Source organism: Xanthomonas sp. NCPPB 3005 (genome assembly GCF_041228095.2).
Lineage (GTDB): Bacteria > Pseudomonadota > Gammaproteobacteria > Xanthomonadales > Xanthomonadaceae > Xanthomonas_A > Xanthomonas_A bonasiae.
This window is the reverse complement of the sequence record NZ_CP166096.2, coordinates 4,310,459-4,330,967: the sequence shown is the minus strand read 5'-3', so window position 1 is coordinate 4,330,967 and position 20,509 is coordinate 4,310,459. Positions and strand designations below refer to the sequence as shown.

Sequence of the window (20,509 nt, the reverse complement as noted above, 5' to 3'; positions counted from 1 at the left end):
GCGCCGGAAGCCGGCGTGAGCGAACGGCGACGGCGGACGCCGCAGGGCCACGCCATCCGCGGGTAAAATCCGGTTTTCAAGCACCGTTTTCGAGCAGGAGCCGCCATGCGTACGCTGTATCCCGAGATCGAACCGTTCGACAGCGGCATGCTGCCGGTGGACGCCCGCCACACGCTGTACTACGAACAGTGCGGCAACCCGCAGGGCAAGCCGGTGGTGCTGCTGCACGGCGGGCCGGGCGGCGGCTGCAATGCCAAGATGCGTCGCTTCCACGATCCGGCCAAGTACCGCATCGTGCTGTTCGACCAGCGCGGCTCCGGCCGCTCCACCCCGCATGCGGACCTGGTCGACAACACCACCTGGGATCTGGTCGCCGACATCGAGACGCTGCGCGAAACGCTCGGCATCGCGCGCTGGCAGGTGTTCGGCGGCAGCTGGGGTTCGACCCTGGCGCTGGCCTACGCGCAGACCCATCCGCAGCGCGTCACCGAGCTGGTGTTGCGCGGCATCTTCATGCTGCGCCGCTGGGAACTGGAGTGGTTCTATCAGGAAGGCGCCAGCCGGCTGTTCCCCGATGCCTGGGAGCACTACGTCGCCGCGATTCCGCCGGTGGAGCGCGCCGACCTGATCTCCGCGTTCCATCGCCGCCTCACCAGCGACGACCAGGCCACGCGCCTGGCCGCGGCGCGCGCGTGGAGCGTGTGGGAAGGCGCCACCAGCTTCCTGCACGTGGACGCGGATTTCGTCAGCGGCCACGAGGACGCGCAGTTCGCGCTGGCGTTCGCGCGCATCGAGAACCACTACTTCGTCAACGGCGGCTTCTTCGAGGTCGAAGACCAGTTGCTGCGCGACGCCGGCAGGATCGCCGACATCCCCGGGGTGATCGTGCAGGGCCGCTACGACGTGGTGTGCCCGCTGCAGAGCGCCTGGGAGCTGCACAAGGCCTGGCCGAAGGCGACGCTTGAGATCACCCCGAGCGCGGGCCATTCCGCGTTCGAGGTCGAGAACGTCGACGCCCTGGTGCGCGCCACCGACGCCTTCGCCTGAGGCGGGCATGCCGTGCGCCGCACCCGCGGCGCACGGTATGCGGCAATGTCCACGCCGTGGGCCTGGATCGGGCCAGGTTGCGAGGCATCCGCGATGCCTGCGCGCTGCCGGCGTTGCAGGCGCCGCGACGCGGCTCAACGCTTTCGTTTTGCGGCGTTTCCACGGTGGTACACGCGATCGACCTCGAACACCCCGCCGCGCTGCGATTCGGCATGGCCTTCGGCGCGGATGTGCACCCGCAGGCTGTCCGCATCCTGCACATCGGTGGTGTAGCGGTAGGACACGCGGATGCCGTTGCTGGTGCTGATTTCCACCACCATGCCGTCGGGGTTGTCGTGCAGCAGCGCCTGCACGCCGGGCGCGATCTGCACGTGCGCGCCGGACAGCGGCAGGATCACCACGTCGCTGCTGCCGGGGCGGCCGAACACCACCGATTCGCGGGTGCGGTACAGCAGCAGCGTATCGGTCAACGGCGCGGCGAAGTCCATCTCCGGACGCAGCATCTGCAGCGGACCGCTGGCGCGGCGTGCGCCGGATCCGCCGCCGGGGGGGCCGCCCGGCGGGCCGCCTTCGCCGCCTGGACCGCCCGGTCCTCCCTGACCACCGCCCGGGCCTTCGCCGTCAGGCGCGGGTCCGCCGGCGGCGGCCGTTTGCCGCGGCACCGCGCGCTCGGCGGCCTTTTCTGCCTGCTTGGCGGCTTTCTTGTTGGCCTTGGCGTCGGCTTGCCATTGCGTCGGCGGGTCGGTGGCGACCTGTTGCGCGAACGCCGGGACCTGCAGCATCAGCACCAGCAGCAGAAGAGGGGGACAGCGACGGCGAACGGGCACGGCAAGACTCCGACTGGCAACGAGTCCGACGATGCTACGGCGCGGCGTTCGCGCGCTCTTGCCGTGGTGTGTCGCCGCCGGCCACGCAGCGCGCGTCGCTTCCTTTTCGCCGCGGGACCATGGTGTCGTGTCGGGGAAGGTTCCCGGCGGGCGGATGAAATGGCGACCGAAGCCTGGCGGTTCGCTGCAGTCGGGACTGAAGTCCCTCCCACAAACGGCCGGCCCGTCCAGCGCCTAGCCCCATGTTCCCGAAGGCGCGACCGCCGGGATGGCTTCGGGCCACCGGTTGCGCCGGACGCTGTCGGTACTGCCCGTCGCGACCGCTGCGCCGATCCCGCAAGCCACTGCGGGATGCGGCCGCATCTGGGCGAAACCGCCCTACAGGTAGAGTCCCTCGGTCCGCAGCGCCGCAGCGCCGTTGCCGGCGACCCCCGCGGCGCTGGCAGGACGCGGATCCAGCCGTGCCTGGTCGGTTTCGTCGGTCCACACCACGAACGATTCCAGCGTGTTGTAGCCGAAGGTGTTGCTGATCGCCACGTCGGCGGCGTCGCGGCCGCGCGCGATCAGCACCCGGCCGATGCGCGGCAGGTTGTGGCGCGCATCGAAGGTGTACCACTGCCCGTCCAGGAACGCCTCGAACCAGCCGGAGAAATCCATCGGCGCCGCCGAGGCGGGCACGCCGATGTCGCCCAGGTAGCCGGTGCAGTAGCGCGCCGGGATGTTCATGCAGCGGCACAGCGCGATCGCCGAGTGGGCGAAGTCGCGGCACACGCCGCGGCCTTCCTGCAGCGCCTGCGCCGCGCTCTTGGTCGGGCGCGCGTGCTCGTAGCCGAATTCGATCTGCGCATGCACGTAGTCGCAGATCGCCTGTACCCGCGCCCAGCCGGTCGGCGCGCTGCCGAACAGGTCCCAGGCCATGCCGCTGAGCAGGTCGGTCTCGCAGTAGCGGCTGCCGAGCAGGTACATCAGGGTGTCGTCCGGCAGCTGCTCCACCGGGGTCTGCGGCGCGTCGTAGCGGTACTGGTCGGGCAGGCCGCTGTCGCGCACCACCGCGTCGGCGCGCAGGGTCAGCACGCCGGCCGGGGCCAGCATGCGCGTGCAGCTGTTGCCGAACTGGTCGCGATAGCCGCGCAGCGGAATCGCCGGCTCGGTCTGCAGCGCGGTGGCCACGACGATGTCGGTGCGGCGGCTGTCGTGGATGTCGAGCATCGCCAGCACCGGGGTAGGCTGCAGGAAACGGTAGCGGATCTCGTAGCCGAGGCGGATGAGCATGGGGGCAGGGGGTCCGGTGCATGCAGCGAGGGGGCGTCCGATTGGACGGCGATGCACCGAGAGTGCGCAGCCTGCGCTCAGCCCGGTGTGAAGGCAGCTTGCAACCGATTCAGCATGCTGAGCAAGCGCTGTGCCCATTGCCGCTGTCCTGCACGGTCGGCGATCAGGTCCTGGCGGATCTCCAGTTCCACGTGCGCCAGGCCGCGCGCCTCGGCGTGCACCGGGATCGCGTAGTCGGTGGCGTCGCTGACCGAATACGGCTGGTTGTCGCCGACCACCAGGCCCGGCTCGGCGCGCAGTTCGGCCAGCAGCGCCTGCGCGAAGCGCGCATCGCGCTGGTACAGCACGCCGGCATGCCAGGGCCGGGACTCGCCCGCCATTGCCGGGGTGAAGCTGTGCATCGCGATCAGGATGGTGGTCAGGCCGGCGTCGCGGCGCCGGTCCAGTTCCGCGGCGATGCGCGCGTGGTAGGGCGTGAAGATCGCGCTGACGCGCGCCGCGCGCGCGGCGGCGTCCAGCCCCTGGTTGCCCGGCACCACGGTGCCGTCGCTGACCTCGGCGATCGAACCCGGCGCCGACAGCGGCCGGTTGCAGTCGATCACCAGCCGCGAATAGGTCTGCACGATCGCGAACGCGTCCAGCACCTGCGCCAGGTCGGCGGTGACGCCGGCGATGCCGATGTCCCAGCCGATGTGCCGGTCCAGTTCGCGCTGCGGCAGGCCCAGGTCGGCCAGCGCCTGCGGCACCCGCTGCCCGGCGTGGTCGGCGATCAGCAGGTAGGGCGAACGGCCGTGCGCCTGGTACACGGTGTAGGGCGGCGGATCGCCGGCGCCGAGCAGGGACGGCGCGGCATCCGCGTGCATCGTCGGCTCAGCCACGCGGGGTGCCGTCCAACTGGTGCTCGATCATCCACAGCCCGGCCCACAGCTTGGCGTCCAGCTCGTAGCCTTCGCCCATCTTCTGCACCAGCCAGGCCGCCGCGCGGGCGCGCGGCACCGTGTGCACGGTGATGTCCTCGCTGGCATCGCCGCCGCCGTCGCCGACCTTGCGCAGGCCGCTGGCACGGACGAAGGCGACCTTTTCGTTGCTGGCGCCGGAGGAGGTCGGGCCGATCATCAGCACCTCGGCGTGGTCGGCGGTCCAGCCGGTCTCTTCCTCCAGTTCGCGCACCGCCGACACTTCGATCGATTCGCCCGCGTCGATGTCGCCGACCAGCCCGGCCGGCATCTCGATGGTGCGCGCCTGCAGCGGCACGCGGAACTGCTCGACGAACAGCACCTCGTCGTCCGGCGTCACCGCGACGATGATCGCGGCCAGGCCGCCGGCGTGCACCCGTTCGGAATACTCCCAGGTGCCGCGCACCACCATGCGCTGGTATTTGCCTTCGTAGACGATGCGGGGCGGGGAATCGTGGCGGGTCATGGGTAGCGTTCGCTCGGTTCGGAAGGAAGAAGGTGGGCGCCGCGGATCGCGATCGCCGGATCACCGAAGTGTAGGGCCATCGACGTCGCGGCGATGCCATGGCGCCGCGCGCCGCTTGCCGTGTTCGAAGGCGAGAGACCCAGGCGCCACAAGCGGCGCGCTACCGCTTCGCCGGGAAGGCATGCGCGGCGTCGTGCTCGCGCAGCACCTCGATGAAGGCGCGCAGCGCGGCGGGGACGTGGCGGTGGCCGGGGTAGTAGAGGCATAGTCCCGGGAACCGGGGGCACCAGTCTTCCAGCGCGGCGACCAGCGCGCCGTGCGTGAGGTGCTGGGCGATCGAGGCCTCATGGGTCCAGATCAGCCCGACGCCCGCCAGCGCGGCGTCGATCAGCAGCGTGGAATTGTCCAGCGTCAACATGCCTTCCACGTCGATCAGCTGCTGCTGTCCGCGCTTGGCGAATTCCCAGCGATAGACCGCGCCGCCCTGCGGGTAGCGGCTGCGGATGCAGGTGTGCCCGCGCAGGTCGGCCGGCGTGCGCGGCGCGCCGTGGCGGGCGAAGTAGTCCGGCGCGCCGGCCACGATGAAGCGCAGCGGCGCCGAACAGGGGATGGCGACCATGTCCTGCGGCACCAGTTCCGCCAAGCGGATGCCGGCATCGAAGCCTTCCTCCACGATGTCCACCAGGCGGCCGTCGGTGACGATGTCCAGCCGCACCTCGGGGTAGCGCGCCAGGAACGCCAGGATCGCCGGCATCAGCAGGCGCGCGGCGCCTTCGGAGGTATTGAGGCGCAAGCTGCCGGTGGGGCTGTCGCGGAACGCATTGGCGTCCTCGATCGCCGCATCGATCTCGCGCAGCGCGGGCGCGATGCGGGCAAGGAAGCGTTCGCCGGCGTCGGACAGGGCGACGCTGCGGGTGGTGCGATGGAACAGGCGCACGCCCATGCGCTGTTCCAGCGCGGCGACCGCGTGACTGAGCGCCGATGCCGACACGCCCAGCGCGGTGGCGGCACCGCGGAAGCTGCGCTGCTTGGCGACGGCGACGACCGCCTGCAATTCGCTCAGGGCGGGACGGGGCATTGTGCGATCCTGTTCAGTACTGCATGCGGGATTGGTCGGATTGTCTCATGGGTGGGGCGGGTCGATCATGGCGGTACACCTCGCACAAGGAATCGCCGTCATGCGCAAACCCACCGTCCTGATTACCGGCGTCTCGTCCGGGTTCGGGCTCGCCAGCGCGCAGCTGTTCGCCGCGCGCGGCTGGAACGTCGTCGCCACCATGCGCGATCCGGCGGCCGGCGCGGCGCTGGCCGGCCCCGAGGTGGTGGTCGCGCGCCTGGACGTGCAGGACCGCGACAGCATCGCCGCGGCGATCGACGCCGGCATCGCGCGCTTCGGCGCCATCGACGCGCTGGTCAACAACGCCGGCTTCGGCCTGTTCGGCGTGTTCGAGTCCACGCCGCGGGCGAAGATCCAGGAACAGTTCGACGTCAACGTGTTCGGCGTGATGGACGTGACGCGGGCGCTGCTGCCGCATTTCCGCGCTCGTGGCGCCGGCACCATCGTGAACGTCAGTTCCGGCGCGGGCGTGTTCGGCCTGCCGATGATCTCGCTGTACAACGCCAGCAAGTTCGCCCTGGAAGGGTTCTCCGAATCCTTGTCCTACGAATTGCGGGCGCTGGGCATCGCGGTACGCATCGTCGAGCCGGGCGGCGTCTTGGACACCGGCTTCGGCCAGCGCTCGGCGCAGGAAGCCACCACGGGCGCCGCACCGCCGGAGGCCTATGCCGGCTTCGTGGCGCACAGCGCCAAGGTGTTCGACGGCCTGCGCGCCACGCGCCTGTCGACCTCGCAGGAGGTGGCGGAGGTGATCTTCCAGGCGACCACCGACACCGGCCCGCGCCTGCGCTACGTGGCGACCCAGGACATCGTGCCGCTGCTGGCGGCGCGGCGCGAGACCTCCGAGGAGCGCTACATGGCGCTGATGCGGGCGCAGTTCGATTCGGCGGGCTGAGCGCAAGCGGCGACACGCCGGCCGGCCTATGGCGTCCTCAACTAAAGCCACCGACAGCAGCGGTGTAGATCTATTTCAGGGATAAATGTGATGAGTATCAAAAATTTACGCGTACCATTCATGGACTATTAAAGGGCCGTTCAGGCATAACTCATCATTGAAAGGACGCATATGAAGCCTTTGATACGCGCCGCGATCGCGGTCGTCGTTTTCCTGCCCTGCTGGGCAATAGCCCAGAACACTCTCCCCACCGTGCAAGTCACCGCCACTACCTCGGATGGTTGGTCTGTGTCGTGTCGAGGGCAGGCATGCCAAGGGATCATGGTTGCGAACAGCGGCGGGACCATCAAGTACAACCAGCTGCCAATGGAAGGCAGCGGTGGCGGTGTGGTCAATGTGACTAAGTTCGAATTCTGCCAGATCGTCAAGACGCAGCAACCCGCCAACTGCAACACTGCCTCTCCACCACCCTCTCCTTTGCTCCCCGTTACCGGCAGGCCCGCCTGGCAGCCAAATGGCTGCGGTGTGGGTGGTTGGAGCAATACGTTGGCTAGCGCTGTCGCGGGGCAGGTAGCGGGCGCCAACTATTCAGGGAATCTCGACGCCCCGTCGTCCTCCGGTGTCAGTTTCTTGAGTGCATGCAACCAGCATGACCGCTGCTATGCGATGCAAGCAGGTAAAGTCAGCTGCGATGCTGCATTCTCGGCATCGATGCTTACAGCCTGCAACGGTGATGCGATATGCACAGGTTGGGCCAACCTTTACGCCGGTGTTGTGCAGACGTCGACCACTGCGACCGATGCGTACAACAGTAATTTCGCCGATCGAAATTGTGCACAATTTGCGGCGGATATGCGCGCGAACGGCTGCTTCTAAGGAGAACATCATGAAGACACTATTCAGCGCAACCGCAACCGCAACCGCAACCGCAACCGCAATCGCACTGGTGCTCGCTGCGTGTAATCCGCAGCCGGCAACGCAACAGCAAGCGGCAGAGCCGGCGGCTTCCCTGACGGCGCCGGCTACGGGTGCCAGCGTACCTAGCGCGGGAAACCTCGAGGTGCCTACTCACTACGCGCTTCGACCGAACGAGCAGGTGCCAGTGGCTCAGAGCTGGGAGACCTATCTGGGCAGCTTGTCAGCGGAGGATCGCCAGTACGTCGCATCTTTCAATGCGAAATATGCTGGCGCGCTGGAGTTCGCCTCGCCCGATGAGCTACAGCGGATGGCCGCGTTGGGTATTCCTTTGCCCTCTGAGGTTCTGGAGAGCAGGATGCTTACGGATAGCGAGCTCAAAGCCATGGCAAGCTCGGGCAATATCAAGGCACAGATGCTCTATGCAGATCGGGCGATCACCTCGGCGAGTGCAGCGCCGGCGGCGGCCAAGGACTCCAGTTCGGGAACCAGTCCTGCGCTAGACGCCATTTTGCTTGCGGCTAAGGTGGCGCAGTCCGATCCCAGTCCCTTCGGTGCCTATCTCGATGGACGGGCGCGCTACGAACTGGGCGTGGATCGGGCCCCGGAGTACATGGCAGGCGCGCTGGTGGCCGCACAGCAGCGCGGTGACATCCGTGCCTCGGCGATGCTCAACACGTTCTCGCAGAACAACCCGGAAATGAGAGCATCCACCGTAAACAGCGTCGCGCAGAGCTTGAGCGTTCAGCCCAAGCAGTGAGGTTGGCAGGCCCTTCCGTTTCTAGGCGGGGCCTGCTTTTGGTTTCGTGGGCTACTCGCCGACCGTCGCCAGCCCCGCCGCCTGCAGCAAGCGGCGCCGGGTCAGCGGGCCGAAGCGCAGCGCTTCGCACAGGCCGTGCAGCATGTCGGCGTCGGCCTGGCCGCGGGCGAAGCCCGGTGCGGCCGAATGCAGCGGCGCGTCCAGTGCGATGGTGGCCAGCTGTCGCCACAGCAGCGCGTGCTCGCGCTGCTCGCGCAGGCGCACCGCCATCTGCGCCGCGCCGCGCAGGCGCAGGAACGCCACTTCGTCGATCCGCGCCAGCAGCGTGTCCAGGTCGCCGAAATGCGCCAGCAGGATCGCCGCGGACTTGGCGCCGATGCCGGTGACGCCGGGAATGTTGTCGATCGCATCGCCGGTCAGCGCCAGGTAGTCGGCGATCTGGTGCGCGTGCACGCCGTGCCGCGCCTTGACCCCGGCCATGCCCCAGCGCTGGCCGCGCGCGTAGTCCCACTGTTCGTCGAAGTCGAGCAGCAGCAACTGCGACAGGTCCTTGTCGGCGGACACGATCACGCCGTGGAAACCGGCGCCGCGCATGCTGTGCAGGGCGCTGCCGATCAGGTCGTCGGCCTCGTAGTCGTGGTGCGCCAGCACGCCCAGGCCGAGCGCCGCGCACAGCGCCTTGCAGTGCGCGAACTGGCGCCGCAACGCGTCCGGCGCCGGCGCGCGATTGGCCTTGTAGGCCGGATACAGGCGATTGCGGAAGCAGCTGTCCAGTGCTTCGTCGAAGGCGATCGCGATGTGCTGCGGGCGCTCGCGTTCGAGCAGGTCGAGCAGGAAGCGGGCGAAGCCGTGCACCGCGTTGGTCGGCCAGCCCTGCGCGTCCTGGAACTCGTCGGGGATCGAGTGCCAGGCGCGGAACACGTACAGGCTGGCATCGACCAGGTACAGCGGCCGCGTCGGCGCCGCTGCGTTCACGGCGTCCAATCGCTCAGCAGCTGCTGCGGATCGGGACGCTCGCGCTCGGGCACCTGCATGCGCGGGGTGCCGATATGGATGAAACCGGCGATGCGCTCGTTCTCGGCTAGGCCCAGCCGCGCCGCCACCGCGTCGTCGTAGGCCATCCAGGCGGTCAGCCACTGCGCGCCGAAGCCGTAGGCCTGCGCCGCCTGCAGCAGCGCGAAGCAGACCGAGCCGGCGGTCAGCCATTGCTCGATCTCCGGCACTTTCTCCTCGCGCTGCAGCCGCGCGATCACCGCGATCGCCAGCGGCGCATGCGCGAAACGTTCGCGATCCTTCTCCACCGCGGCGGGCGGGGCGCCCGGGTCGCGCTGCAGCGTGCGCTCGGCCAGGAAGTCGCCCAGCGCCAGGCGCGCCTGGCCGGCGATGCGCAGGAACCGGAACGGCACCAGCTTGCCGTGATCGGGCACGCGCACCGCCGAGCGCAGCATCGCCAGCAGGGTCGCCGCGTCGGGTCCCGGCTCGCCCAATTGCTTGGACGGCACCGAACGGCGCTCATCCAGCGCTTGCAGCGAATGAAGTGTGCGCATAGTCTCGATTCCGTGGGGCGGGCGCCGAATTATAGTCGCGTGCCCAAAAGCGGCAGCGGATGCCGCGGTTACACGGAGAGTCAAGCTTCATCCTCGATCTGCCGCTAACTTCCGAATTGACGTCGGTCTCACTTGCGCTTGCGTATCACACTGCCATGACAATCGCCGAATATGCCGAGGAGCTGCTGCCCAGCCGCAATTCGGACCTGCTTGATCAGGTCCGGGACGTGGTATCGGTGCCGCTTGCAGAGGCGTTCGGCGAGGTCCTGGACGTGCTCGCCGATGCGCTGTTCCGCATGGCCGAGCGCGCGGGGCCGACCCAGAACGACTATTTCGAGGCGATCCAGCTGCTGCGGCAGCAGCGCGAGCCGATCGCGGCGCGCTTCCGCGGCCATCTGGCGCAGGCCTGGCAGGCCCTGGAGGCCGGTCGCCCGCTGTCGGTGGAACGCACCCTGGCGCGCGAGCGCGGCGACCTGAGCCTGGTCTCCGAACAGGAGCTGGACGTGCGCCTGGCGGTGCGCAACCTGGCCGGCGCGATCCAGCACCGCTGGCGCCCGGAACTGATGCGGCTCAACCGGTTCCTCGGTTTCATCGCCGGCGGCCAGCGCATCGATGCCGACAACAACCCGTTCGGTCCCGAGCATATCGGCGCGGCGGTGTATGCGGCGCTGCACGGTCTGGTGCTGGCGCCGCAGGTGCAACTGGCGATCGTCAAGATCTGCGAGCAGGAACTGCAGGAGCGGGTCGGCGAGCTGTACGCGCGGCTGGAGCAGCGCCTGGACCAGGTCGCGCGGGCGCGTTCGCTGCCGATGGGGCGCACCCGCCGCCGCGCCATCCCGCGCAACGGCGCCAGCGGCGACGAAGCGGCGCCGGACTGGATCAGCCGCTTCTTCGAGAGCTGGCATGCCGCCGCGCCGCTGTCGGCCGCGCAGCGGCGCGCGGCGCGCGTGCTGGACGCGCATGCCCGCGACGACCATGAGGTGCTGCCGCCGGCGCTGCGCGCCTTGCTGCACGAAGCGCAGCCGGCGGCCCCCGATCCCGCCGAGGATGCGCGCCGCAGCCTGTCGCCGCGGGAACTGCTGTCGGTGCTGTCGCTGCTGCAGACCACGCCGCTGGCCGGCTTCGCCGCGATCGCCGAACACGGTGAACCGCTGGCGCAGGGGCTGCGCCGGCAGGTGGTGGCGATCGGCGCGTCGCTGGGGCTGGATCCGGCCAGCACCCGCCTGGAGCCGGCCGATGCGGACACGCTGGACCTGGTCGGCCTGCTGTTCGAGGTCATGCTCGACGAATGCGTGCTGCAACCGGCGCAACGCGAACTGCTCGGGCAGATGCTGGTGCCGCTGGCCAAGGTGGCGCTGATCGACGGCCGCCTGTTCGTGCGCGACGGGCATCCGGCGCGGCGCCTGCTCAATCTGCTGGCCGATGCCTGCGACGGCAATGCCGGCGACAGCGCGATCGAGCAGGTGCTGCAGGCGCAGGCGCAGGCGGTGGTGGAACGGGTGGTGAGCGATTTCGACGAGCACCTGGCGGTGTTCCTGACCCTGGAGGCGGAATTCGGCAGCGCCTACGAGCAGTACCGGCGCCGGGTGGAGATCGCCGAGCGCCGCGCGGCCGAGCTGCAGCGCGCCGAGGAACGCCGCGACAAGGCGCGGCGGCTGGCCGCACAGGCCGTGGACGAACGCGTGCAGGGCGACGCGGACGGTGCGGCCTTGCCGTTGCCGATCGACACCTTCCTGCGCCAGCCGTGGTGCCAGTACCTGCAGCAGTCGGCGCTGCGCGACGACGGCCATGGCGCGGCGGTGAGCGCGGCGCTGGCGCTTGGCGATGCGGTGCTGGCGCAATGCCGCCAGGCGCAGACCGGCGGCGGCGTGCCGGCGGGCGGCTGGCTGCAGCCGCAGCGCGCCGAGCTGTTGCGGCTGTGGACCAGCGTCGGCCTGGATGCGGCCGCCGCCGAGGCCGCCTGGCTGGGCTTGCAGACGGCGCTGGACGATGTGGCGCATGCGCGCCCGCTGCAGGCGCCGGCACCTGCGCCCGCGCCGGCCGCTGCCGAGACGCCGGCGGCCGAGACCGTGCCGGCGTTGCCCGAGCCGGCGCAGGCGGCCGATTTCGACCACACCACCGCCGAGTATTTCCGCACCCTGGCGATGGGGACCTGGCTGGACTTCGTCGATCGCGAAGGGCGCGTGCAGCCGGGCAAATTGTCCTGGGTCAGCCCGATCTCGTCGCGGCTGATGTTCGTCAACCGCCGCGGCGGCCGCCTGTGCGTCGCCTCGCCGGAGGCGCTGGCGATGATGGTGCAGCTGGATCGCTTGCGCCTGCATCGCGACGACGATGCGTTCTACAGCGCGATGCAGGGTGCGGTGGACCGGTTGGAACGGGTCGCGGTCGCGGCCTGAACGCGCCTGGGTAGGCGCGTTTCGCACGGTCTTGCAGGTGACGTTACGTAAAGACCGCCTAGGATGACGGACGAGGTCACGTTCCGGAGCGTAAAATGTGTAGCGCGTCACGGTTGCTGTTCAGGTACCTTGCCTACCATGCAGAGGCGGAAACAGGGGCCGTGTCCGTTCGACTTCCTTTTACTCTTTTCCTAGCGCCGCTCCCGGCGCGGAGCCTTCGCGCATGAGTTTCAGCCCCAGCTCGCCGCACGCACATCCCGCGCGCGACCCGCATCTGCTGATGCAGGCGCGCGACGGCATGCTGCCGGTGCTGGGGCAGGCGTTCGCTGCCGCGTTGGCGCATTTCGACGACGTCCTGTTCGACCGCGCCGAGAGCGCCGGCGCCTCGCAGCTGCTGTTCCTGGACGGCATGCGCGAGCTGCGCCGCCGCCGCGACGAAATCGGCGTGCGCTTCCGTGCGCAACTGGACCAGGCCTGGCAGGCGCTGGAAGCCGGCGCGCCGCTGTCGGCCGAAGTGGCGCTGGCCGGCTACGGCCAGGGCCTGAGCCTGGTGTCCGAACACGAACTGGAATCGCGGCTGGCGGTGCGCAACCTGGCCAGTGTGCTGCTGCGCGAATGGAAACCGGTGCTCAGCCGCATCGACCGCCGCCTGGGCTGGATCGCCGGCGGCCTGGAACTGGACGCCGACACCAATCCGGTCGGCCCCGAACACATCGGCGTTGCGGTGCATGCCGCGTTCTCCACCAGCGATTTCGCCCCGGAAGTGCGGCTGGTGCTGATCAAGCTGTGCGAGCGCGACCTCACCGGCGGCATCGGCAAGCTCTACCAGGAGCTGGACGACAGCCTGGCGCGGGCCGGGGTGATGCCGGAAATCTCGCGGCCGCGCCCGCCACCGCCGCCGCGCCGCGCGCCGTCGCCGCCGGAAGAGCGCCAGGCACGCGGCGACACCCCCGGGTTCGGCGAGGACAGCGGCGCTGCCGGCGAGGCGGGCGAGTACGACGAGCAGTACGCGCCGGCCTGGGCCAGCCGCTTCGTCAACCGCTGGGCCGAGAGCCGCGGCCGGCTGCAGGCCACCGATGGCTACGCCGAGGCCGGCGCCAACCTGCCCGGCGGCAGCCAGGGCGTGTTGCTGGAGGCGCTGCACGAACTGTTGCAGCAGACCCGCAGCGTGCGCGAGAACGCCACCTCCGCGGCCAGCGCCGCGGTCGGCCAGCAGCGCTCGTTGAGCCAGCGCGAAATGATCTCGGTGCTGTCGCTGCTGCAGGCCACGCCCAGCGCCACGCTGCGCGCGGCGATCGGCGACGACGGCGAATCGCTGGCGCAGCGGCTGAAGAGCGAGGTGTTGTCCAACGCCACCCAGTTCGGCGTGGATCCGGCGCATGCGCGGCTGGATCCGGTCGACGAGGACGCGATCGACCTGGTCGGCATGCTGTTCGACGTGATGCTCGACGAACGCGACCTGGAAGGGCGCTCGCGCGAGCTGATCGGGCGGCTGGTGGTGCCGTTCGTCAAGGTCGCGCTGCTGGACCGGCGCATGTTCGTGCAGAAGACCCACCCGGCGCGGCGCCTGCTCAACTCGCTGGCCGAGGCCTGCGAAGGCAATACCGGCGAGAGCCCGGCCGAGCGCGTGCTGATGGGCAAGGTCGAGGAGATCATCGAGCGGCTGGTCGCCGAGTTCAACGAGAACCTGGCGATCTTCCTGACCCTGGAAGAGGAATTCCGCGAGTTCCTGGCCCAGCACCGGCGCCGCATCGAGATCGCCGAGCGCCGCGCCGCCGAGACCCAGCGCGGCCAGGAAAAGCTGGAACTGGCGCGGCAGCGCGCCGAGGCGGAACTGCAGGCGCGCTTGCAGGGCCGGCAGCTGCCGCGGGCGCTGGACGACTTCCTGCACCAGCCGTGGCAGCACCATCTGACCATGGCGGTGCTGCGCGAGGGCGAGGACGGCGCCGGCGTGCGCGACGCGCTGGCGCTGGCCGACGGCCTGCTCGAGGAAGCGGCCGAGGCGCAGCGGCACATCGTCGGCAAGCCCTGGCTGCAGGCCTGGCAGGGACCGCTGACCAAGGTCTTCGCCAGCGTCGGCCTGCATGCCGAGGCCGCCGCTTCGGCAATCAACGTGCTGCACGACACGCTGCAGGCGGTCGCCGAACTGCGCCCGGAACTGGAGCGCCCGCTGCCGGAACTGCCGCAGGTGACGCTGCCGCAACCGCCGGTGCAGGAGGCGCAGCCGGTGGAACTGACCACGCCGGAAACCGTGGACGACTTCGACAACGCCGATGCCGACCGCTTCCGCAAGATGGCGATCGGCACCTGGCTGGATTTCATCGACCGCGACGGCAAGGTGCAGACCGGCAAGCTGTCGTGGGTGAGCCCGATCTCGGCGCGGCTGCTGTTCGTCAACCGCCGCGGCGTGCGCTTCTGCGTGGCCTCGCCGGAGGAACTGGCGGTGATGGTGCGGCTGGGCCGGCTGCGCAGCCATATCAACGATGGCGCGTTCGACAGCGCGATGCAGGGCGTCATCGACCGGCTCGACCCGCAGAACGCGACGCTGCATTGAGGGCCGTTGGCGCGAGGCGGATGGATTCTGTCTCGCCGCCTTCTCAGGCTCTGCGCGCGGTGCATGCCCTTGTAGGAGCGGCTTCAGCCGCGACCGGGCGTTCCCGGGAATGCCGTCGCGGCTGAAGCCGCTCCTACAAAAACCGCCTGCGAACCGCTCGCCCGGCGCTGCCATCGCCGCGCGGACCCTGTAGCATCGGCGCCGACTAGGGCGGGCAACGCACGGGGAATCGCATGGCAGTGCAGGTGCTGGTGGTGAAGGAATCGGCGCACGGCGAACGCCGCGTGGCGGCGACGCCGGAGACGGTGAAGAAGCTGGTCGCGCTCGGCGCGCAGGTGCATGTCGAACCCGGCGCCGGCGTGTCCGCCGGCTTCGTCGATGCGGCCTATCTCGCAGCAGGCGCGCAGCTCGCCGATGCCGCGACCCCGGCGCAGGCCGACCTGGTGCTGTGCGTGCAGCCGCTGCCGGTCGTCGCGCTGAACCAGCTCAAGCCCGCCGCCGGCGTGGTCGGCATCCTGCAGCCGCAGGCCGACCCGGCGCGCGCCGAGGCGATGCAGGCGCGGCAATTGGTCGCCTTCCCGCTGGAACGGCTGCCGCGCACCACCCGCGCCCAGGCGATGGACGTGCTCAGCTCGCAGGCCGGCATGGCCGGCTACAAGGCGACCCTGATCGCCGCGCAGCTGGCGCCGCGCTTCTTCCCGATGCTGACCACCGCCGCCGGCACCATCCGTCCGTCCAAGGTGCTGATCGTCGGCGCCGGCGTCGCCGGCCTGCAGGCCATCGCCACCGCCAAGCGCCTGGGTGCGCAGGTCGAAGGCTTCGACGTGCGTCCGGAGACGCGCGAGCAGATCGAATCGCTGGGCGGCAAGTTCCTCGACCTAGGGGTCAGCGCGGCGGGCGAGGGCGGCTATGCGCGGCAGCTGACCGAGGAGGAGCGCGCCGAGCAGCAGCGGCGCCTGGCCGAGCACCTGAAAGGCATCGACGTGGTGGTCTGCACCGCCGCGGTACCCGGGCGGCCGGCACCGAAGATCCTCAGCACGGCGATGGTCGAGGGCATGAAGCCGGGCAGCGTGGTGGTGGACCTGGCTGCCGAGACCGGCGGCAACTGCGAACTGACCCGCCCCGGCGACACCATCGAGCATGCCGGCGTGGTCGTCGCCGGCCCGCTCGACCTGGCCAGCATGGGCGCCGTGCACGCCAGCGAGATGTATGCGCGCAACGTCTACAACTTCGTCGCGCTGTTCCTGAAGGACGGCGCGATCGCCTACGACTGGGACGACGAGTTGCTGGCCAAGACGCGCTGGACCGGTTGATCGGTGCTGTCGGCCGCGTGCCGCGCCTGACACGGCGGCCGGCACCGACGCCGCGCGCCGATGCGACAGGCGCCGGCGCTGCCAGAGCGTTGTCTCCCGACATTCCCCGCATCGTGCCGGCCCCAATGAGGCAACGGCCAGCCCCGCATCGTGCCGGCCCCAATGAGGCAACGGCCAGCCGCAAGTTGCAGGCGGTGGGCGAGCTGCGCGAGCCAACTGTGGGAGCGACTTCAGTCGCGACGGGCACTACCGATGTCGCCAGTCCCGAATGATCGCTCGATGGCCGCCGGGAAGCGCGCCCACCCCTGCAAAGTCTCCGAGCAATGCCGGCGCATTTCCGCCTCTGACGGTGGTGCGACGCAGCCTGGCGTTGCGTCGCGACGGATTCGACCGGCGGCCGCGTCGCGATCGATGCTGCAGACCGTTCCCCAGTCGCGACTGCAGCGTTTAGACAGCGATAGAAAAGCGCCGCCGCCTCGACGCGCTTACGGGTCGGTCACCTGGAACCCGGCACAGGCCTGGTGTCCGGGCTGGCGTTGGCCTTGATCCAGGCATCGCGCTGCTGCGGGGTCATCGCTTCCCAGCGATCGCGCAGCGCCTTGCGTTGCTCCGGCGGCAGCGCCCGCATGCGTTCGAACAGGACCCGCGCCTCTTCGCGCTGCTGCGGCGTCATGTCTTCGTAGCGGCGCGCGCCCTTGCGCGCGCGTTCGCGCTGCTCGGGGGTCATGCTCTGCCAGCGCTGCGCGTGCTCGAACATCCTGCGCCGCTGCTGCGGCGCATCGTTCCAGCGCTGGCGCATCGGCGCGATCAGCAGCTCGCGCTGCTGCGCGCTCAGGTGCTCCCAGTCCGGCAGCGGCGGACCCGCATCGGCGTCGGTATCCGCCGGCGGTGGCGGCGCGGCGAACGTCGCCAGCGGGGTGGCCGCGGCCAGCAGGGCCAGCGCCAGGGACATGCGGATCAGGCGGTTCATCGTGTTCATTCCATCGCCAGCGAAGTATCGGAACCCAGCCACAGGTACAGGTCGGGGTTTTCGTCGAGCAGGCCGGCCACGGCGTCGTCGCCGTCGCCTTGCGCGGCGACGCTCGCGGACACCGCGGCCGCGGCGGGAACGCCGGCGACGCTCGTCGCCTGGACCGCGACGGGCAGCGCCGGGCGCAGCAGCAGATGCATGCCGAAGGTGGCGCCGAGCAGGGCCGGGGCCGCCGCCAGCAGCCAGCCCCAGCGTCGCGCCGGCGCGGCGTGGGGGTGGCTGGCGGCGTGGCGGGCGGCGCGCAGTCGCGCCAGGGTCGGTGCCGGCAACGCCTGCAGCGAGGCCTGGTGCGCGCGGCGCATCTGCGCGTCGAACGCGGCCGAATGTGTGGTGTCGGGTTTCACCGGACGTCCTCCAGAAGTTTCTGCAACGCCTCGCGGGCGCGCGACAGATGGGTCTTGACCGAGCCTTCGGAGCAGCCCATCGCGCGTGCGGTGGTGGCCACGTCCAGCTCCTCGAGCACGCGCAGGGTGAAGGCTTCGCGCTGCCGCGCCGGCAGCGCGCGCAACGCCGTGACCAGGCGCGCATGCGTCTGCCGCTGCTCGTGGCGCTGCGCCGGCGTCGGGCCTTCGTCGGCCCAGTCCGGCTGGCTGTCCTCGCCGTACTCGCTGGCCGGCGCCCAGAAGCGCAGGCGGAAGCCGCGGCGGCGCTGCAGGTCGATGATGCGCCGGCGCAGGATGCTCCAGAACAGCGGGGTCCATTCCTGCGCCGGCCGCTCGCGGTAGGCGAGCAGCTTGATCATCGCGTCCTGCACGGCATCCAGCGCATCCTCGCGCTGGCGCAGGCCGGCCTCGGCGAAGCGGAACGCGCGCGGGCCGATCTCGGCCAGGAACGCGTCCAGCGACGCCGGCAGCGGACGCGCGGCGGCGTCGCTGTCGAGGTCGGTCGTCGGGGGATCGAGGGCGGGCGTGCTCACCAGCACAGCTTAGCTTCCTGGCGCGGGGATACCGTGGATAACGCGTTGCCGCCGCCGGGGTTGACCTGGCGCCGGCCCGGTTCGCCGCCGCTTGCCGCCGCAGACAGCCATCGCCCACCGATTCAGCACCCGGTTATGATTGCGGCGGTCGGGCGCGGCGCCCGGGAGAAGCGGAATGAGCGACGGTTTCGTGGCCTTGTACATCTTCATGCTGGCGGCCATCGCCGGGCATGTGATCATCTCGCGGGTGCCGGTGATCCTGCACACCCCGCTGATGTCCGGTTCCAACTTCATCCACGGCATCGTGCTGATCGGCGCGATGGTGGTGCTCGGCCATGCCGACACCACGCTGGAGAAGGCGGTGGGCTTCCTCGCGGTGCTGCTCGGCGCCGGCAACGCCGCCGGCGGCTACGTGGTCACCGAGCGCATGCTGGAGATGTTCAAGAGTTCCAAGAAGCCGGGGGACAAGCCATGAGCGCCGCGCAGCCGGCGCTGGTCGCGGCGCGCCCGCAGGGCGCCAGGGTCTGGTTCCAACTGTTGAGCTACCTGCAGTATCCGGCGCTGGTCGTGGCCGCGGTCTACGCGGTCAAGCCGCTGTTCGCCGGCATGGTCGGCATGTTCGACGACTGGAACTACGCCTTGCTCTACGCCGGCGTGGGCGTGGGTCTGTCCTCGCTGCAGGACCCCACCCGCACCCAGAACAAGATCTCTCACCGGGTCTGGCAGGACCCGCGCAAAGGCCGGCTGATGCTGTGGCTGCTGTCGATCGAGGCGCTGCTGCCGGTCGTGATCGGTCTGGTCGGCGCCTACCTGGCCAGCACCACCGCGCTGAACCAGCTGTCGCTGGGCCTGGTCGCGTTCGGCCTGGGCATGGTGGGGCTGCTGAAGACCGCGATCGAGATGTTCGAGCACCATCGCCTGGATCGTCAGCCGGATGCCGCGGCGCCGCTGGCAGGGGAACCCGCATGAGCACCGCCGAAGCACTGTCCTGGCTGGTGAAGGCCAGCTACCTGGTGGCCGCCACCCTGTTCCTGCTCGGCCTGCAGCGCATGGCCTCGCCCAAGACCGCGCGCAGCGGCATCCATTGGGCCGGCTTCGGCATGCTGCTGGCGACCGCGGCGACGTTCCTGCTGCCCGGCCTGCACAACCTGACCCTGATCCTGCTGGCGATCGTGATCGGCACCGGCGCGGCGTGGATCTCGGCCAAGAAGGTCGTCATCACCGACATGCCGCAGATGGTCGCGCTGTACAACGGCATGGGCGGCGGCTCGGCCGCGGCGATCGGCGCGGTGGAACTGCTGCGCTTCTCGTTCCTGGCGCACCGCGACACCTCGCACTGGAGCGAGAGCGCGATCGCCGCGCTGGCCGCGCGCCAGCCCGATGCGACCACGCTGGCGCTGGCCATCGTCGGCTCGGCGATCGGCGCGATCTCGCTGTCCGGTTCGGTCATCGCCTGGGCCAAGCTCGACGGGCGGCTGGACAAGCGCGTCACCTTCCCCGGGCAGCAGGCATTCAACCTGCTGGTGTTCGTGGCGATGCTGGGCCTGGGCGCCTGGGCCGCGATCGGGCTCAGCCCGGTGGCGATCGTCGCCTTCTTCGCGGTGGCGCTGGCGCTGGGCGTGCTGATGACGCTGCCGATCGGCGGCGCCGACATGCCGGTGGTGATCTCGCTGTACAACGCCTTCACCGGCCTGGCGGTCGCGTTCGAAGGCTACGTGCTCGGCAACGAGGCGCTGATCATCGCCGGCATGATGGTCGGCGCGGCCGGCATCCTGTTGACCCGGCTGATGGCCAAGGCGATGAACCGGCCGATCAGCGGCGTGCTGTTCTCCAACTTCGGCGGCGGCGGCCAGGCGCAGGAGATCAGCGGCGCGCAGAAGCCGATCGAGGCCGGCGACGTGGCGGCGATGATGGCCTACGCCGAACGCGTGGTGATCGTGCCCGGCTACGGCATGGCGGTGGCGCAGGCGCAGCACAAGATCTGGGAGCTGGCGCAGCGGCTGATCGAGCGCGGGGTCAAGGTCAAGTTCGCGATCCATCCGGTGGCCGGACGCATGCCCGGGCACATGAACGTGCTGCTGGCCGAGGCCGGCGTGCCGTACGACCTGATCGCCGACATGGACGACATCAATCCCGAATTCCCTAGCACCGACGTGTCGCTGGTGATCGGCGCCAACGACGTGGTCAACCCGGTCGCCAAGACCGATCCGGCCAGCCCGATCTACGGCATGCCGATCCTGGACGTGGTCAATTCCAAGAACGTCGTGGTGATCAAGCGCGGCAAGGGCACCGGCTTTGCCGGAATCGAGAACGCGCTGTTCTACGCCGACAACACGCGCATGCTGTACGGCGACGGCGCCGAGGCGGCCGGCGCGCTGGTCAGCGAATTGAAGGCGCTCGACGGCGGGCATTGAACCGGCGCCGGCGATCGGCGCCCATGGATGCTGTCGCGGCTGAAGCTACTACAGGGCTTGCGGGAACACTGTAGGAGCGGCTTC

At 70.0% G+C, this 20,509-nt stretch carries 20 protein-coding genes; 10 read left to right on the top strand and 10 right to left on the bottom strand.

Going from position 1 to position 20,509, the window contains the following annotated elements:
* The first annotated feature begins 105 nt into the window (after window positions 1-105).
* Entirely contained in the window at window positions 106-1,047 is a 942-nt protein-coding gene (gene pip, locus AB8810_RS18765) for a prolyl aminopeptidase (protein WP_179568184.1), read from the top strand.
* 134 nt (window positions 1,048-1,181) lie between these two features.
* Here the strand turns inward: pip and AB8810_RS18760 are convergent, their stop codons facing one another.
* The 5 genes from AB8810_RS18760 to AB8810_RS18740 all read right to left on the bottom strand — a co-directional run bounded on the left by AB8810_RS18760 (window position 1,182) and on the right by AB8810_RS18740 (window position 5,646).
* On the bottom strand, window positions 1,182-1,874 hold the full coding sequence (locus AB8810_RS18760; RefSeq protein ID WP_369914507.1) for a hypothetical protein: 693 nt from the start codon (window positions 1,872-1,874) through the stop codon (window positions 1,182-1,184).
* A 378-nt stretch (window positions 1,875-2,252) separates the two neighbouring features.
* A complete protein-coding gene (locus tag AB8810_RS18755; RefSeq protein WP_179568180.1) occupies window positions 2,253-3,146 on the bottom strand; it encodes a transglutaminase family protein in 894 nt (297 codons plus the stop codon).
* 77 nt (window positions 3,147-3,223) lie between these two features.
* Window positions 3,224-4,009 carry an N-formylglutamate amidohydrolase gene (locus AB8810_RS18750; protein ID WP_179568178.1) on the bottom strand — a complete coding sequence of 262 codons (786 nt, stop codon included), beginning with the start codon at window positions 4,007-4,009 and terminating at the stop codon, window positions 3,224-3,226.
* A gap of 7 nt (window positions 4,010-4,016) precedes the next feature.
* Complete coding sequence (locus tag AB8810_RS18745) at window positions 4,017-4,568, bottom strand: NUDIX hydrolase (protein WP_179568176.1); 552 nt, start codon at window positions 4,566-4,568, stop codon at window positions 4,017-4,019.
* Between the two features lie 160 nt (window positions 4,569-4,728).
* Window positions 4,729-5,646 carry a LysR substrate-binding domain-containing protein gene (locus AB8810_RS18740; RefSeq protein WP_369914505.1) on the bottom strand — a complete coding sequence of 306 codons (918 nt, stop codon included), beginning with the start codon at window positions 5,644-5,646 and terminating at the stop codon, window positions 4,729-4,731.
* A gap of 100 nt (window positions 5,647-5,746) precedes the next feature.
* On the opposite strand from AB8810_RS18740, the gene AB8810_RS18735 reads away from it, so the two are divergent.
* The 3 genes from AB8810_RS18735 to AB8810_RS18725 all read left to right on the top strand — a co-directional run bounded on the left by AB8810_RS18735 (window position 5,747) and on the right by AB8810_RS18725 (window position 8,255).
* Window positions 5,747-6,580, top strand: a complete 834-nt coding sequence (locus AB8810_RS18735; RefSeq protein ID WP_369914504.1) for an SDR family oxidoreductase — start codon at window positions 5,747-5,749, stop codon at window positions 6,578-6,580.
* A 171-nt stretch (window positions 6,581-6,751) separates the two neighbouring features.
* Complete coding sequence (locus AB8810_RS18730) at window positions 6,752-7,456, top strand: hypothetical protein (protein ID WP_369914503.1); 705 nt, start codon at window positions 6,752-6,754, stop codon at window positions 7,454-7,456.
* 10 nt (window positions 7,457-7,466) lie between these two features.
* A complete protein-coding gene (locus AB8810_RS18725; protein WP_369914502.1) occupies window positions 7,467-8,255 on the top strand; it encodes a hypothetical protein in 789 nt (262 codons plus the stop codon).
* A gap of 51 nt (window positions 8,256-8,306) precedes the next feature.
* Here AB8810_RS18725 and AB8810_RS18720 read toward each other — a convergent pair whose 3' ends face one another.
* Together AB8810_RS18720 and AB8810_RS18715 are read right to left on the bottom strand one after the other, a co-directional pair.
* Window positions 8,307-9,230, bottom strand: a complete 924-nt coding sequence (locus AB8810_RS18720; protein WP_369914500.1) for a 5'-3' exonuclease H3TH domain-containing protein — start codon at window positions 9,228-9,230, stop codon at window positions 8,307-8,309.
* Window positions 9,227-9,802, bottom strand: coding sequence for a nitroreductase (locus tag AB8810_RS18715; RefSeq protein WP_179568172.1), 576 nt, complete (start codon window positions 9,800-9,802; stop codon window positions 9,227-9,229). The genes AB8810_RS18720 and AB8810_RS18715 overlap by 4 nt, the downstream gene beginning before the upstream one ends.
* Window positions 9,803-9,957: 155 nt before the next feature.
* Between AB8810_RS18715 and AB8810_RS18710 the strand changes: the two genes are divergently transcribed.
* The 3 genes from AB8810_RS18710 to AB8810_RS18700 all read left to right on the top strand — a co-directional run bounded on the left by AB8810_RS18710 (window position 9,958) and on the right by AB8810_RS18700 (window position 16,065).
* A complete protein-coding gene (locus AB8810_RS18710) occupies window positions 9,958-12,198 on the top strand; it encodes a DUF1631 family protein (RefSeq protein ID WP_369914499.1) in 2,241 nt (746 codons plus the stop codon).
* A gap of 223 nt (window positions 12,199-12,421) precedes the next feature.
* Window positions 12,422-14,752, top strand: a complete 2,331-nt coding sequence (locus tag AB8810_RS18705; RefSeq protein WP_369914498.1) for a DUF1631 domain-containing protein — start codon at window positions 12,422-12,424, stop codon at window positions 14,750-14,752.
* A 233-nt stretch (window positions 14,753-14,985) separates the two neighbouring features.
* Window positions 14,986-16,065 carry an NAD(P) transhydrogenase subunit alpha gene (locus tag AB8810_RS18700; protein WP_179568166.1) on the top strand — a complete coding sequence of 360 codons (1,080 nt, stop codon included), beginning with the start codon at window positions 14,986-14,988 and terminating at the stop codon, window positions 16,063-16,065.
* 496 nt (window positions 16,066-16,561) lie between these two features.
* Here the strand turns inward: AB8810_RS18700 and AB8810_RS18695 are convergent, their stop codons facing one another.
* The 3 genes from AB8810_RS18695 to AB8810_RS18685 are packed head-to-tail and all read right to left on the bottom strand — an operon-like array spanning window position 16,562 to window position 18,017.
* Window positions 16,562-17,035 carry a DUF3106 domain-containing protein gene (locus AB8810_RS18695; protein ID WP_369914496.1) on the bottom strand — a complete coding sequence of 158 codons (474 nt, stop codon included), beginning with the start codon at window positions 17,033-17,035 and terminating at the stop codon, window positions 16,562-16,564.
* 5 nt (window positions 17,036-17,040) lie between these two features.
* Window positions 17,041-17,397 carry a hypothetical protein gene (locus AB8810_RS18690; protein WP_369916684.1) on the bottom strand — a complete coding sequence of 119 codons (357 nt, stop codon included), beginning with the start codon at window positions 17,395-17,397 and terminating at the stop codon, window positions 17,041-17,043.
* Between the two features lie 38 nt (window positions 17,398-17,435).
* A complete protein-coding gene (locus tag AB8810_RS18685; protein WP_369914495.1) occupies window positions 17,436-18,017 on the bottom strand; it encodes an RNA polymerase sigma factor in 582 nt (193 codons plus the stop codon).
* Between the two features lie 169 nt (window positions 18,018-18,186).
* On the opposite strand from AB8810_RS18685, the gene AB8810_RS18680 reads away from it, so the two are divergent.
* Genes AB8810_RS18680 through AB8810_RS18670 form a run of 3 tightly spaced genes read left to right on the top strand, consistent with a single transcriptional unit; the run spans window position 18,187 to window position 20,425 of the window.
* Entirely contained in the window at window positions 18,187-18,486 is a 300-nt protein-coding gene (locus tag AB8810_RS18680; RefSeq protein ID WP_145705660.1) for an NAD(P) transhydrogenase subunit alpha, read from the top strand.
* On the top strand, window positions 18,483-18,980 hold the full coding sequence (locus AB8810_RS18675; RefSeq protein ID WP_369914494.1) for a hypothetical protein: 498 nt from the start codon (window positions 18,483-18,485) through the stop codon (window positions 18,978-18,980). The genes AB8810_RS18680 and AB8810_RS18675 overlap by 4 nt, the downstream gene beginning before the upstream one ends.
* Complete coding sequence (locus tag AB8810_RS18670; protein WP_369914493.1) at window positions 18,977-20,425, top strand: NAD(P)(+) transhydrogenase (Re/Si-specific) subunit beta; 1,449 nt, start codon at window positions 18,977-18,979, stop codon at window positions 20,423-20,425. Before AB8810_RS18675 ends, AB8810_RS18670 begins: the two co-directional genes overlap by 4 nt.
* Window positions 20,426-20,509 lie beyond the last annotated feature (84 nt).